The 14566-nt window shown below is 61.5% G+C and carries 14 protein-coding genes; 1 reads left to right on the top strand and 13 read right to left on the bottom strand.

What is annotated here, in order from left to right; all coding sequences use genetic code 11:
• From GBC55_RS28335 to GBC55_RS28320, 4 genes are all read right to left on the bottom strand, one after another.
• Positions 1-932 (bottom strand): YCF48-related protein (locus GBC55_RS28335; RefSeq protein WP_247267044.1); only part of this gene is annotated, 932 nt, incomplete at its 3' end.
• Between the two features lie 174 nt (positions 933-1106).
• Positions 1107-2465: a DUF1329 domain-containing protein gene (locus GBC55_RS28330; protein ID WP_162440912.1), complete on the bottom strand. Its 1359-nt coding sequence runs from the start codon at positions 2463-2465 to the stop codon at positions 1107-1109.
• A gap of 41 nt (positions 2466-2506) precedes the next feature.
• Entirely contained in the window at positions 2507-4510 is a 2004-nt protein-coding gene (locus GBC55_RS28325; RefSeq protein ID WP_162440911.1) for a DUF1302 domain-containing protein, read from the bottom strand.
• A gap of 123 nt (positions 4511-4633) precedes the next feature.
• On the bottom strand, positions 4634-5200 hold the full coding sequence (locus GBC55_RS28320) for an alpha/beta hydrolase (RefSeq protein WP_162440910.1): 567 nt from the start codon (positions 5198-5200) through the stop codon (positions 4634-4636).
• 356 nt (positions 5201-5556) lie between these two features.
• Here GBC55_RS28320 and GBC55_RS28315 point away from each other — a divergent pair, with 356 nt between their 5' ends.
• A complete protein-coding gene (locus GBC55_RS28315; RefSeq protein WP_162440909.1) occupies positions 5557-6573 on the top strand; it encodes an AraC family transcriptional regulator in 1017 nt (338 codons plus the stop codon).
• 201 nt (positions 6574-6774) lie between these two features.
• Here GBC55_RS28315 and GBC55_RS28310 read toward each other — a convergent pair whose 3' ends face one another.
• The 9 genes from GBC55_RS28310 to GBC55_RS28270 form a co-directional block, all read right to left on the bottom strand.
• Positions 6775-7785: a putative sulfate exporter family transporter gene (locus tag GBC55_RS28310; protein WP_162440908.1), complete on the bottom strand. Its 1011-nt coding sequence runs from the start codon at positions 7783-7785 to the stop codon at positions 6775-6777.
• Positions 7782-8105 (bottom strand): Rieske 2Fe-2S domain-containing protein, encoded by a 324-nt coding sequence (locus GBC55_RS28305; RefSeq protein ID WP_162440907.1) that lies wholly within the window; start codon positions 8103-8105, stop codon positions 7782-7784. The genes GBC55_RS28310 and GBC55_RS28305 overlap by 4 nt, the downstream gene beginning before the upstream one ends.
• Positions 8102-8764 carry a DsbA family oxidoreductase gene (locus GBC55_RS28300; protein WP_162440906.1) on the bottom strand — a complete coding sequence of 221 codons (663 nt, stop codon included), beginning with the start codon at positions 8762-8764 and terminating at the stop codon, positions 8102-8104. Before GBC55_RS28300 ends, GBC55_RS28305 begins: the two co-directional genes overlap by 4 nt.
• Positions 8761-10080, bottom strand: coding sequence for an MFS transporter (locus tag GBC55_RS28295; RefSeq protein WP_162440905.1), 1320 nt, complete (start codon positions 10078-10080; stop codon positions 8761-8763). The genes GBC55_RS28300 and GBC55_RS28295 overlap by 4 nt, the downstream gene beginning before the upstream one ends.
• A gap of 91 nt (positions 10081-10171) precedes the next feature.
• On the bottom strand, positions 10172-11224 hold the full coding sequence (locus tag GBC55_RS28290) for a 3-keto-5-aminohexanoate cleavage protein (RefSeq protein WP_162440904.1): 1053 nt from the start codon (positions 11222-11224) through the stop codon (positions 10172-10174).
• Between the two features lie 87 nt (positions 11225-11311).
• Complete coding sequence (locus tag GBC55_RS28285) at positions 11312-12160, bottom strand: TauD/TfdA family dioxygenase (protein WP_162440903.1); 849 nt, start codon at positions 12158-12160, stop codon at positions 11312-11314.
• 13 nt (positions 12161-12173) lie between these two features.
• A complete protein-coding gene (locus tag GBC55_RS28280) occupies positions 12174-13154 on the bottom strand; it encodes a quinone oxidoreductase (RefSeq protein ID WP_162440902.1) in 981 nt (326 codons plus the stop codon).
• A 142-nt stretch (positions 13155-13296) separates the two neighbouring features.
• On the bottom strand, positions 13297-13758 hold the full coding sequence (locus tag GBC55_RS28275; RefSeq protein ID WP_162440901.1) for a hypothetical protein: 462 nt from the start codon (positions 13756-13758) through the stop codon (positions 13297-13299).
• A 70-nt stretch (positions 13759-13828) separates the two neighbouring features.
• A partial coding sequence (locus GBC55_RS28270) for an ATP-binding protein (protein ID WP_247267043.1) occupies positions 13829-14566 on the bottom strand: 738 nt, incomplete at its 5' end.

The raw sequence follows: 14566 nt of genomic DNA, 5'->3' as shown, positions 1-14566 counted from the left end.
ATCTGCCCGCCCTGGGTGAACAGGCGGTAGTGGCCACGGGCATCGATCAGGCCGGCGCTGATGCTGACGTGCAGACCGGTGTTGAGGGCGGTCCAGCTCTGGCCGCCGTCGGTGCTGCGCAGCACGTTGCCGCGCAGGCCGTAGACCAGCACTTCGCCGGGCTTGCCGAGCACGCCGAAGAAGCTGCCCTGATACGGCGTCGGTACAGCGTTGAAACGCTGGGCGCTGTCGTCCCATTTCAGCAACAGGCCCTGCTCGCCCGCGATGTACAACGCGTCCCCGGTGGAGGCAATGGCGTTGAGGTGGAAGCCCTGCGGGTTGTCGGTGCGGTCCTGGAATGGCATCCAGGTCTGGCCGCCGTCGTCGGTGCGCAGGATCAGGTTGAAGACGCCGACTACGTAGCCGGTTTTTTCATTGGCAAACCAGACATCAAGCAGCGGTTTGTCCGCGCCCTGCTCGACCATCCGCTGGCCCTCGGCGACCAGCAACGGCCATTGTTCGTTGCCCGGGTCGGCAGCGGCCAACGCGGAATAATGGTTGACCAGCAGGTCGCCGATCTGACGGCCGTCCAGCTGTTTGGCCCAGGTCGCACCGGCATCGCCGCTGTGCAACACCACGCCGTCATTGCCCACCGCCCAGCCCTGGGTGGTGGTGGGGAAATTCACCGCCGTCAGGTCGGCACTGACGGGCACTGCCGCCTGTTGCCAGTGCTGCCCGGCATCATCGGAAAACAGAATATGGCCACGCTGGCCCACAGTAATCACCCGCTCGCCGGCGCGGGTCATGCCGGACAACGGGCTGTTGATCGCCAGGGCACTGACCTTGGCAGGCAGGTCCAGTACATCGACATAAGCGGCCGCCTGGGCGACGCCCTGCAACAGGACGAGCACGATGCCCAACACCATCTGCACATAATTTTTACACGTACACATACCGCACCCTCTTCGGAAAACCGCGCCGGAACACACGTCCGTGTGCCTGACGTTGATGCCGTCTGTAGGAGCGAGCTTGCTCGCGATGGACTCAAGAACACCGCGGGGAACCAGACTCCCCGCGTCATCGTTCACGACCATCGCGAGCAAGCTCGCTCCTACATTGCAGCTGGCTTAGCGAATACCGGCGCCAGCCAGGGATTCCGACGACCACTGCGCCTTGGAGAGCGGGTCGATGTACTTGATGCCGCCGTACGGGCCGACGACGCCATTGATGCTGTACGAACCGCCCACCAGGTCATAGATCATGAACGGCGTGGAGTCCGGTACCTGCTTGTCGTAGCTCTGGCTGAGGAACGCGAAGGAACCGCGATAGAGCTGACCACGGGCGTCGTATTGATCCGAGGCCAGAGCGGTCCAGCTGTCTTCGTCGAGGTAGAAGCGGCGCTTGGCGTAGATGTGGCGAGCACCGGCCTTGAGGGTGCCTTCGACGACCCAGACACGGTGTTTTTCCCAGCGCACGAAATCCGGTGCCAGGTGATTGGCGCTGGTCAGCGATTTAGGGTCCTGGGCGTAGGTCAGCTTGTAGGTGTTGTAGGGCACGATCATTTCCTGCTTGCCCACCAGCTTCCAGTCGTAGCGATCCAGCGCACCGTTGAACACGAACACGTCATCGTAAGTGCCCGCGCCAGCGGTGCCCGGGTTCGGCGTGTCGTAGGCCAGGTTCGGGGCCAGTTTCACCCGACGCTGCCCGGGCAAGTACTGCCAGGCGCGGCGTGGCTGCTGCAGCGGGTTGGCCGCGTCCTTGAGCATGATCGCCTCCCCCGCACGGCGCGCCGGGCCGGTGTACGACAGCTTCATCTGGTAGTACACGTCGGCGCTGCTGATTGGCTGCGTCAGGTTTTCGTAGATCGGGTAGGAAATGAACGCCTGCCCGGTGATCGCCAGACTCGGTACGCCAGCCGAGTCAACGTTCCACGAGTCGTACTTGGAGTTGATGCTCACGCCCTGATAACGCAGCAGGAAGTTCCACATCGCTTCGTTGCCCGTCTGAGGGATCGGGAACGGCACGCCCGGCAGCACGTTATCGATGGCCAAACCACCTTCCAGGGATTTGGCGCCGCTGGCGTTCTTCACGCCGTTATCCAGAATGGCCTGGGGCAACGAGACAGTGCGGTGCGTCGGGAACACATCGACCCGGAACGTCGGGAAGCGCTTGGCCAGTTCCACCGTGGTCGCGCTGAGCAGACCCTTGTACTGGTCGACGTTTTTGCCATCGATCACCAGCACTGGTTTTTCATTGGCAAACGGGTCCGGACGCATGCTGTCGCCGGCTTTGAAACCGGCCGGCGCGGTGGTCAAGCCACCGCTGTAGGCCGGGATCGAACCATCAGCGTTCCCGGACTTTTCGGCGCCCACCAGGGTCAGGCTGGTGCCCAGTTTAGCGGCGTCCTGAGTTGAAACGACGGCCTGTGCCTGAGCGGCAAGGACCATGGCCAGAGAGGCGGCCAACACGGTTTGTGCGAATTTCATCTTGTTATTCTCCTGCTTGCATTGAGCAAATCAGTGGTGAATCAGAAAGTGGTTTTCATCGTCAGGTACACGGCGCCACGGTCCTCGGTCGTGGCACCCCCTCCGGAAAAGGCCGAGTAGCCACCGGCGTAACAGGCGTAGTTTTCGTTGCCGCTAAAGGCGTTCGGGGTGGAACCGTCGCCACCGTTCGGACCGGTGCTGACACCGCTGACGTTGCACTTGTCGGTCTTGCCGAAAGAGTCCACGTACTTCAGGTCGACAAAGTATTTGTTGTACACAACGGCGCCGAGGCCGACCGCGTAGTTGCCGGTGTCTTTGGCACCGCCACCGGAGACCGGTGACACACCATCAAGACCGACGTTGACGGACATTGGCGCGTTGAGATCGACACCAGGAAAAACCTGGTACCAGGTGGGTGTGAAGTTGACCGCGATGCCCCAGTTGTCCCGGGTCGGCGCGTCGATCCCGCGATAGCTGGACTTGCCCTTGTAGAGCGCCTCGTTCTTGCTATCGAGCTTGAGCAAGTTGCTGTAGTACAGCTCGCCGAGCAGGGTCGCGGAATCGAACAACGGGGTTTTGGGCATGGTCATCAGGCCATTGAGCGTCCAGTGCAAGGTGTCGCCGGTGGCGGCCATGCTGTCGCCTTTTCCCGGGGTGTCGTAGACCACGCCGGTGGCGGCGGTTCGCGCTGGCAACAAGCCAAGCCCTTGACCCAGGCCCAAGGGGCTGTTGGTGCTGACGATCGCCGGAATACTGGCCAGCGGCATGTTGTGGCGCACGTTCAGGTCCGAGCCCACGCTGATGCCACCCACGTCCTTGGACAGGCTCAGGCCGACAATCTTGATGTTGTCGGCGTAGGCCAATTGATAGGTGGCGGAGTTCAGTGAGTTGAGGGTGTTGATCACCGCCGGCACTTGCCCAGCCGGACGAGTGCCGTTGGGGTTGGCCGAACTCAGGCCGCGGGCATCCAGCCAGGCTTGCGGCAGGATCTCCGAGGTTTCGCGGTAGTAGACGCCGAGGGTGCCATCGAGCCAGACCGGCGACCACTTGGCCATGATGCCCCAGTCGCCACGCTTGTCCGGCGTCAGGTCATGGCCGCGACGCACGTTGGTCAAGCCGTTGCACGGCGCCAGGCCGCAACCCAGCGGGCTGCCCGGCACCACGCCGTTGGTGTTACCCAGCAGGAACGACTGCGCGCCCGTACCCACCAGGTCGGAACCTCCGTAATAGGTGCCCGCTTCCGGCAGGCGCGCGGCGTCCCAATCTAGGAAGTATTGAGCACCCACGGTCAGCTCGGGGTTGACGGTGAAGGTCATCGATAACTGATTGCGCGGGACGAACAGCTCCTTGGCTTCGGTGCCGGGAGACGCTGCAAGCTTGGCCAGGTCGAGGCCGGATTGACCGTAGCTGATCGAGTGCACCGGGTTGAGAATGGTCTCGCCCCAGAACACGTTGTGCTGGCCGGCCTTGACGCTGAGCATCGACTCTTCGCCCACTTCGGTGCTGTAGAACACGAAGGCGTCGAGGATTTCGCCGGACGGGCCGTTGTAGTAGCGCCGGGCGTAGTTGCTCAGGTGCGGGCTGCCAGTGCCGACGTTGTCGTTGGTCACACCTGCCAGGCGCGGGTCATTGGCGATCAGGCCGGAGGTCGAACCGTTGCCGTTGACGAACGGGTTGGAGTTGGACCCGGTGTTCTCGTAGGCCTTGTCATACCAACTGGCGGCGCTGACGCGAAAACCCATGTGGTTCTGGTAGACCACATCCATCTCGGTCAACAAGTCGACACGGTTGGTGATGTTGGTCCCGGCCTTGCGAAAGTTGTAGTCACCGTCGTTGTTGTTCGGGGAGGCCAACATGCGTTTGTCGGCGCTTTCCGTGCGCACGCCATAGTTGTACTTGACGGTGTTATCCAGGCGAACGTTCCAGTCCGGGTTACCCGTCTCGATCTCGCCCGCATGGGCCATTGGCGCCATAGCCGCAAGAATGGCCGAGGCCAGCAAGGTGTAGCGTGAAGTGGTGAACCCGTGACTCTTTTTGTTGTGCATTGCGTGTCTCCGCCTTTTTTTATTTGTTTTTAGCGCAGCCGCCCTCACGCAATCCTCTTCGGGTTTGCGTTTAAGGAATGAGGGCAAATGCCGGTTGGCGTACTGCCAGTCCAGCTCCTTGTTCTAACGATCCAGTTGCAGGATGAGTGCTTCGGCTTGCGCCCAGTGGCCAAATCCTGCGGCCGGATTGAGATGACCGACATCGCCCAGATCGAGCAATTCGGCGCCCCAGTTTTCAGCCATGCGGGTCACGGCGGAGAAACTGGCGAGGTGATCATTGGTGCTGCCGGCCACGATGCTGCGAAACGGCAACGGGCGTTGAGGCAACGGGTTCCAGCCGTGGCTGCTGAGGGTTTCGGAAGAGGGGTAGTTTGACGGCCAGACGGCATCGAGGTCCGGCGGCGCGGCCAGCAGCGCGCCCTTGATCGGACGGCTGAAATGCGTCGCCCAGTGCGCAACCATCAGTACGCCGGCGCTGTGGGCAACCAGGATTACCGGACCGTCGATCTGCTCCAGCTCGTGCTGGATCGCCCGCACGCGCGCCATGCAGTCGAGCTTGTCGGTCTCCAGCGGCGCAACGCTGCGTACCTTGGCGAGCCTGGCTTCCAGCAGCGTTTGCCAATGCTCGGCAACGTGCTCGCGCAGACCCGGTACGATCAGAACGGTGGCGGCGGTTTGCAATTTGTCCACGGTCAACACCTTCGCTTTCTCGATATCTCGACTGGCTGTTTTCGCCAGGGGCTTTTTGTAGGGTCGACATTAGAGAGCGGCCACTCGGGGTGCTTTACATTGGACGTCAGCCACTTTTCTTTTCATGACAGATTGTCGGACACTTCAGCGGCGCTGACCGCTGGTCGAAAAACCCCGCGGGTGGGCGCAGGGTCACTGTAATCAACGGATGAGGCTCGACTGCTCACCGCAGCGCCGCTCATTGGCGACGGGGCGACTGACGAACCATCGGCAACAGCGCAACTGTTCAACGGACGATGCGCTGGATATAGTCGCCACGCTCACGCCAATCGTCATCGGCCCAGGGAAACCCACGCATGCCCAAGCTTGTTCGCGCAGCTGTACTGACCAACTACCTGGAGGTCACCCAGTACCTGGGATTCAACCCGCGCGATGTCATGGCTGACGTCGGCCTGAGCAAGGCCCAATTGCAAGCGCCTGAAAGCCGCATCCCCATCGATTCCGCGGTGCGTCTGCTGGAGAGCTCAGCGGCGGCCAGTGGCTGCCAGAGTTTCGGCCTGAGCATGGCCGAATCACGCCAGCTCTCGGACTTCGGCGTGGTCAGTCTGTTGCTCAGCCACCAACGCACCCTGCGCGATGCCTTGCAGGTGGTATTGCACTACCGGCACCTGATGAACAATTCGCTGGCCATCTTTATTGAAGAGGCCGGCAAGATGGTGATCATTCGCGAAGAGGTAGTCACTGAAACGCCCATGCCCAGCCGCCAGGCCACGGAGTTGGCGATTGGCGTGATGTTCCGCCTGTGCGCCGCGCTGCTTGGCTCGCACTGGCATCCCTACAGTGTCAATTTCATGCACCAGCCGCCGGACAACCTGCAGCTGCATCGACGACTGTTCGGCTGCAAGCTGGAGTTCGGCAGCGAGTTCAATGGCATCGTCTGCCCCGACACCAGCCTCGACATGGCCAACCCCAATGCCGACCCGGCCATGGCCCGCTATGCCCAGAGCTACCTCGACTCGCTGCAAGGCCACGAAGGCGCCTCGATGCTGTTCGAGGTGCGCAAGGCCATCTACCTGCTGCTGCCCATGGGCCGCGCCACCATCGAGCAGGTCGCCCAGAGCCAGGGCATGAACGTACGCACCCTGCAGCGACGTCTGAAGGATGATGGCTGCGCCTTCAACGATGTGATCAACGACGTGCGCCGCGACCTGGTGCTGCGCTACCTGGACAACCCGAACTACCCCCTCAGCCGCATCGCCGACATGCTCGGCTACTCCATGGCCAGCTCCTTCACCCGCTGGTTCATCACCCAGTTCGGCATGCCACCCGCCACCTGGCGCGCACAAAAGCAGGCCGGTACAAAACCGACCTGATCCACGGCAAAAAAAAACGGCGACTGCTGGCACAGACGCCGTAAAAGAGCGAAATTGAAATGCATTCCCTGTAGCAGCTGCCGAGCCCCGGCGAGGCTGCGTTCGGCTGCGTAGCAGTCGTCTTGCCGATGCACTGCGAACCCCGGTTTTGCGAGGACTGCGTCCTCGAACGCAGGCTTCGCCAGCTGCTACAAGGGGTTGTTACATGCCCCACCGCAGCAGCAGCAACACCAGCACCACAAGAAACACAGTCTCCCCCACCATCAGCAGGATCGGTTTGATGCCGACCGATGCCAGCTCTTTCAGGCGGGTCTTCATGCCTAGGGCGCTGATCGAAACCACCAGGCACCAGCGCGACAGTTCATTGACCGAACCCTGTACCGCCGGGGCGATCCAGCCGGTGCTGTTGATGCAGGCCAGAATCAGAAACCCGACCGCAAACCACGGCAGCAACGGCGGTCGCTTTCCTGTCGGATCGGCACCTTGCATGCGGGTGATCATCGCCGCGGTGACGATCACCGGCAGCAGCATGGCAACACGCATCAGCTTGACCACCGTCGCCGTATCACCCGTTTCGGTCGACATGCTGTACCCGGCACCGACCACTTGGGCGACATCGTGGATAGTCGCGCCAAGGAACACCCCCGCGACCTGCGGCGACAATTCCAGCCAGTTGGCAATCATCGGGTAGACAATCATCGCCAGGGTCGACAACGCCGAAACGCCAATCACCGTGAACAACGTCGCCCGCTCTTTCTGTGGATGATTCGGCAACGCCGCCGCCAGCGCCAATGCAGCCGAAGCACCGCAGATCGCCGTTGCGCCGCCGGTGAGCATGCCGAACAACCGCTGAAACCCCATCGCCTTGGCCGCGATCACGGAAGCGCCGATGGTCACCACCACCAGAATCACCACCAGTGCAATCGGCTTCCAGCCCAGCGCCGCCATCTGCTCCAGGGTGATGCGCATGCCCAACAGCGCCACGCCAATACGCAGCACCGTGCGCGCGGTGAATTCGACACCGGCCTTGCACGGGCCGTCGTCGGCGAGGAAGTTCAGCGCCATCCCCAGCAACAAGGCAAACAACATCACCGGCGCACCGTAGTGCTCGGACAAAAACGACGCGGCGGCCGCCACGATCAAGCTGACGATAAAACCCGGCACCAGTTCGCGCGTGCGACTGTGGAGACGGGTCAGCGCAATGGCGCTCATGGCGCGGACTCCTCGGTAATGACGATAAACGCCTGGTCGTCGATGATCTCGACCGGGTAGTTGTTGACTTTGACCTGGGTGGAATTGAGCAGGTAACCCGTGTGCAAATTGAAGCGCAGCCCATGGGCGCAACACTGAATCACCCGCCCTTCCAGACGCCCGCCACACAGCGAAGCCCCTTGATGCGGGCAACTGTCATCGATGGCAAACAGCTGCCCATCGACGTTGAACAACGCCAGGCTTTTGTCTTCGAATTCGAACAGCGCTCGACCACCGGCCTGCGGGTGTTTCCCGGCAGGTACGGGTATGCGCCGGGTCATGCCGACTGACGCTCGCGCTCGCTTTCCTTCAGCGCTTCGTTCATGGCCCCGAGCAGAGCCTGAGCCGGTTGCGCACCGATCACCGTCACGCGGCGATCGAACTGGAAACTCGGTACGCCACTGGTGGCACCGGGGGATCCTTCAAAAGGCGTGCCGTCGCCCTTCAGGCAATCGATCACCCGTGCCGCTTCAATGCCGCAGGCGCTGGCAATGGCGAGCAATGTCTCAGGGTTACCCAGGTTTTCGCGCCTGAGGAAATAGGCGGCGAACAGCCGTTCCAGCAACATTTCACGCTGAGCCGCATTGCCCACCGCGCTGACGCGTTCGAACATACGATGGGCGTCAGCGGTGTTGGGCATCGTCTCGATGCGACTGAGATCAATGTTCAGTCCAACGGCGCTGGCAGCCTGCTGCACCTGGGCCTGGCGCATGGTCATGGCGCTGGCACTGCCCAGGCGTTTGCGATAGAAGTCGGCGAAGGGCTCACCCTCCGCAGGCAGCTGCGGCAACAACTGCACGCCATGCCACACCGTGTTGATCTGCACATCCGGATGGCGGCTGCGAAACTGCACCTGCGCATGCTCCAGCTGACGTTTGCCGATCAGGCACCAGGGGCAGATAAAATCGAAAAACACATCAATCTCTAAACGACGACTCACAACTTCACCTCTAACCCGGTTTCGCCGACGGGATGAGCGACGCTCTGTCCCTGAAGCCGGGCAATATCTTTGTGGTAATGACACTTGGCGTAGAAGAACACTGCGGCAGCCGCGAGACTCACCAGCGGCACCAGTTGAAACGCGGCATGCAGACCGATGAGGTCGGACACCCGGCCAGTAATAAACGGTCCCGGCGCCAGCCCCAGCATGTTGTTGGCCAGGGTCAACGTGGCGAACGCCGTGCCGTGCACCGAGTAATGGGTCAGGTTGGCGACCATCGCGCCGCAAGGGCCGGTCGTGCCGGTGGCAATCGCCATGCCCAGGCAGATCAGCAACAGTTGCACCGGCCCCGCCTGCAAAGCGAAAGCCGCCGACAGCAACAGGCAACTGCCCAGACAAAAGCCGATGGCCAGGCTGACCTTGCGCTCCGGCGAGTGACGGCACAGGCGATCGCTGAGGATGCCGCACAGAATCATTCCCGTACCGCTGCACAACACGATGATGGCCGCCATGCCGCCGGCCTTGTCCGTAGGCATGTCGTAGTAGCGGTTGAGGTAGCTGGGAATCCACACCATGACCGTGCCGCCGACGAACAACTGCAAGCCGCTGGCGACGTAAGTGGCGACCACCGAACGGCTGGACCACAACGTGCGCAGCGGTCGCTTGACCTCGGCAACGGCCTTGGCCACACGCTTCGGAGCGATGCGCGCTTCCTTGACGATGAGCGGATACAGCATCGCCAGCACCAGCCCGAACAACGACATGCCGGCGAACGACCAGCGCCAGCCCAGCTTGGCGGCAATCGCACCGCCCAAGGCCATGCCCAATACCGAACCGAACATGCCGCCGGCCATGAAGGCACTCGCCAGGGTGGCGCGCATGTGTTTGGGGAACACCGAAATCACCACCGCGATGCCGACGCTGCCATAGGCCGCTTCGCCAACGCCGACCATGAATCGCGCGATGAACATCTGTTGATAGTCCTGGGCCAATGCGCAGCCCAGGGTCGCGACGCTCCACAAAAACGCCATCAGCGCCAGGCTCTTGACCCGGCCGAAGCGGTCCGCCAGCAACGACAGGGGAAACGTCAGAAGGCCGACCATCAGGGCGACAATGCCACTGAGCAGACCGAGCTGACCGTCACTCAGCGCCCACTCGCTTTTGAGCAGCGGGAACACCGCGTTCAATACCTGACGCGACATGTAATCGGAAATCAACAGGCCGAACGTCAAGGCAAAGACGATCCAGGCATATTGGCGCGTAACGCCGACGCAACCTGCGTCGTCATCGTCGGCGGCGATTGTGTGAAAGGCCATGCAGCCTCCTCAGAGCTTCGTTTTATTTTTTTTATCAAGCGTGTCGCTATACGGCGAACGAGCGGTCACGGCCGCTCGTTCGCCGTGTCGGTCAGCCGCGTTGCGGCACACCTTTTTGCCCGGCCTTGCGGTTCGGGGCCATACCGTTGGCCAACAGGGTTTGCTCGATCGTTTCGTACTGAACGCCAATGCGATAGATCTCGCGGGCTTCTTTGCCGGTGGCAATTTCACGACCCAGTTCGTGGGCGATGCGCACGGTTTGCTGGATCTGCGCCACCGAGCCGAAACGGTCGCCCTTGTGATCAATGATAGTGTCTTCATTGCCCACGCGCGGGTGCATGCCCATGGCCATCGACATGGTGTTGAACGGCATGACGTTCTTGAGCAGCGACTCGGAGGTCAGGGTGCAACCGTCCGGCGCGCGGTGGATGAAGTTGAAGAAGTTGAACGGGTTCGGGCCGTCGAAACCACCGCCGATGCCGATCCAGGTCAGGTTCAGCGGGCCCTTGTAGACGCCTCGGCGCACCAGGCGCTCAAGGGTTTCCAGGGCGTGCATGCCGGTCAGCTGAAAGTGCGGCTGGATGCCGTTGTCCATCAGGCGCTTGAGGTGCTCGGCAACCCAGGCCGGGCCGGCCGGTACGGTCATTTCGCTGTAGGCGGCGTGGATCATCGGGTTATCCAGGGAAGTGCCCTTCAGGTACTCCGGGTACAGCAACTCCATGATGTTCATCTGGGTGGTGTTGATCGCCACCGTGACCTGATCCGGTTTCGGCGTCAGCTCGGCCAGCATGTGGCGGGTGTCGTCGGACAGCCACTTGGCCGCTTCGCCATCGCTTTCCGGGGCAAAGGAAATCGAGCCGCCGACCTGGATGATCATGTCCGGCACGGCTTCACGCACACCGGCGATCAGCTCGTTGAATTTCGACAGGCGCTTGGAACCCTTGCCATCCAGCTCACGCACGTGCAGGTGCAATACGGTGGCGCCGGCTTCATAGCAATCGACTGCTTTCTGGACCTGCTCATCCATGGTCAGCGGGATGTCTTCAGGGAAGTCTTCAGGCATCCACTCCGGGCCGTAAGGGGCCACGGTGATGACCACTTTTTCCATGTTTTCGGGGTGCAGGGAATCGTCGAAGAATTGCATGGTTTACTCCAGTTCTTATGATTGTCCCGCCCACCCGGGGTCGCACCGGGCAGGCGTGTTTACGAGAGCTAATGCAGAAGCGGTGGATCAGTAGGTCTTTTCGCCGATGATCCCGGCGCGCTCCATCTTGCGATGGCAGGCCGGGTAGTCCATGACGGCGTAATGCTGGGTACTGCGGTTGTCCCAGATGGCGATGCTGTTGGGCTTCCAGCGCCAGCGCACTTGATACTCGGGGATGCTGGCCTGATTGGTCAGGTAGCGCAGCAGCTCGGACGTACCATGGGTGAAGTCCTGGCCGAAGCGCACACGATCCGGCGTGTGGAAGTTGCTGAAGTGGGTCGTGAAAGAGTTGACGAACAGCACCTTCTCGCCGGTCTCCGGGTGAATGCGCACCACCGGGTGTTCGGCATCCGGGTACATCGCCTTGAGCGCCAGACGTTTCTCGATAGGCATGGCGGCGCCGAAACTCGCCTCGATGCTGTGACGAGCACGCAAGTCGGCAATCTTCAGCTTCACGTCTTCCGGCAAGTTGGCATAGGCCTGGACCATGTTGGCCCACATGGTGTCGCCGCCGACTGGAGGACATTCCACACAGCGCAGCACACAGCCCATCGGCGGCGCCTCGCGCCAGGTGGCGTCGGTGTGCCAGGCGTTTTCATAGCGGTCTGCTGGATGTTCCGGGGTCTTGTAGATACGCACCAGCCCCGGATGGTCCGGATCGCTGCCCACCACCGGGTGATCTTCCAGTTCGCCGAAGCGCCGGGCGAAGGCCACGTGTTCGGCGCGAGTGATGTCCTGATCGCGCAGAAACACCACGCGATGCTTGAGCAACTGGGCACGGATTTCGGCAAACAGGTCGTTGTCATGCACCGCGTCAGCCAGGTTGACGCCGATCAGTTCGGCGCCAATGTTGCAGGTCAATTGTTCGACTTTCATGGCTGGCAGCTCCTTAAATGACGAAGATTGACGAGCCGGTAGTCTTGCGGGATTCAAGATCGCGATGGGCCTGCACGGCATCTTGCAGAGCGTAGTGCTGGTTGATCTCGATCTTGATCCGGCCACTGCCAACGTGGTCGAACAATTCACCGGCCAATGCGGCTTTTTCCGCCGGGTCGGCGATGTAGTCGGCCAGCGCCGGGCGCGTCATGAACAGCGAGCCCTTCATTGCCAGCAACACCGGGTTGAACTCGGGGATCGGGCCGGAGGCCGTTCCGACGCAGACCATCAGGCCACGGCGTTTCAGCGAGTCCAGGGAGCCGGCGAAGGTGTTCTTGCCAACACTGTCGAACACTACGTTGACGCCGACACCGTCGGTCAGTTCACGAACGCGCGAAGCGACGTCTTCATGGCTGTAATTGATCACATGGTCGCAACCGTGAGCCTTGGCGATTTCGCCTTTATGTTCAGTCGATACGGTGCCAATCACGTTCAGCCCCAGCAGTTTGGCCCACTGCGAAACGATCAGGCCAACGCCCCCGGCGGCGGCATGCAACAGGATGCTGTCGCCGGCCTTGAAGTCATAGATGCGGCGCATCAGGTACGACGAGGTCAAGCCACGCATGGTCATCGCGGCGGCGGTTTCGAAGCTGATGGTTTCCGGCAGTTTGATCAGCGGCTCGGCCGAGATCAGGCGTTCGGTGCTGTAGGCGCCGAGGGTGTTGAGAAAACCGGTGTAGGTGACACGATCCCCCACCTGAACGTTGGTCACCCCTTCGCCAACGGACTGGACGACACCCGACGCTTCGACGCCCATGCCATTGGGCATCGGAATCGGGTAGGTGCCGTTGCGAAAGTAGGTGTCGGCATAGTTCAGGCCGACCGCCACATGACGAAGACGAACCTGGCCAGGACCGGGATCGCCGACCTCGACGTCCTCATAACGTAGAACTTCGGGACCACCGGTTTCGTAGAAGCGTACGGCTTTGGCCATTTTTTCTTATTCTCCAATCTGCAATATGGGCGTGTTGCATCGAATTGCGCTGATTGGACTGTAGGTCGAGGCCTGTTGAGATGCTTCTCATCAGACGACAATGGCTTTTCATTTGATGACAGACCTGGCCTGCCGGCCAGAGCTACTCGACCTGAATCGACCCTTTGGTCCCGGCATCGCTGTCGGTCCAATAGTCCTCATCCTTGAGGCGCCGATCCCCCTGAATGGTGAAGGTGAGCTTGCCCTGGCGGAACTGCAGCGCGCCGTCGGTGCGTTTGGCGTTGACCCGTTCACCGTTGACCCAAACCCTCTCCCTGGCGTCGATACGGATGGTCGCGACGGTTGCGCCAGTGTCACTCTTGGCGACCCATTGCCCGGCGTAAGGGGTCGGCGGATTGGCGCTGTCGGCGGCAGGTGCCTGCGGATTGCTGAACCCGGCCTTGGCGTTTTCAGCCTTGGACTTGTGGATATCACAGCCCTGGGCTTCGCTGACCTGGGTGCAGCCCGATTGCTCCAGTTGTTTGCGGTATTTGTCGTTGATGGCATAGGCCGGGGATTGCGCAAACAGCAAAACGGCCAGTGCCGGCAGGATGATTTTGTTCATGGATACTCTCCGTTGGTCAGCGCCTTCCCGAGCGCTCGCAAGGTGTCTGGATAGATCACTGTAGCCCGAATCATGCACCGGGTTGCACCGGTAAAACCACCGCCGCTACCAAGCCGCCTTTCGGTCGATTCCTGAGTTTCAATTCGCCGCCATGCTCCAGCACAATCGCCCGCGCCGCCGACAATCCCAGCCCCACACCGCCCGTGCTTCGGTTGCGCGAGCCTTCCATGCGAAAGAACGGCGCAAACACCTGCTCAAGACTGGCCTGGGGAATGCCCGGCCCGCTATCCAGCACGTTGATCCGCACCTGGCCGGCATCGGACATCAGCTCAATGGCCGGTTCCTTGCCGTACTTGATTGCGTTGTCCAGCAGGTTGGTCATCACCCGCTTGAGCCCCAGCGGCCGCCCGAAGTACACGAGCCGCAGTGGCCCGCTGAAGGCAATGTCGACACCTTGATCGCGATAATCATCCAGCAGAGTTTGCAACAGTTCAGCCAAATCGAACTGGGTCGCCGGTTCAAGCCGCGCGTCATCACGGAAGAATTCCAGCGCCGAATTGATCATCGCCTGCATCTCATCCACGTCGCGAAACAGCCGTTGCTGTTGCTCGCCGTCTTCAATGAATTCACCCCGCAAGCGCATCCGCGTCAGGGGCGCGCGCAGGTCGTGGGAGATGGCGGCGAGCATTTGGGTTCGGTCGCGGATGAAGTGCTGCAACTGGGCCTGCATGGCGTTGAAGGCGAGGATGGCCTGGCGGATTTCCTGGGGGCCGAGGGGTTCGATGGGCGGGGCGCGGAAGTCGACGCC

It is taken from the genome of Pseudomonas sp. TNT3 (genome assembly GCF_010095445.2).
Lineage (GTDB): Bacteria > Pseudomonadota > Gammaproteobacteria > Pseudomonadales > Pseudomonadaceae > Aquipseudomonas.
The sequence above is the reverse complement of the archived record's forward strand: the minus strand, read 5'-3'. Positions and strand labels throughout refer to the sequence as shown.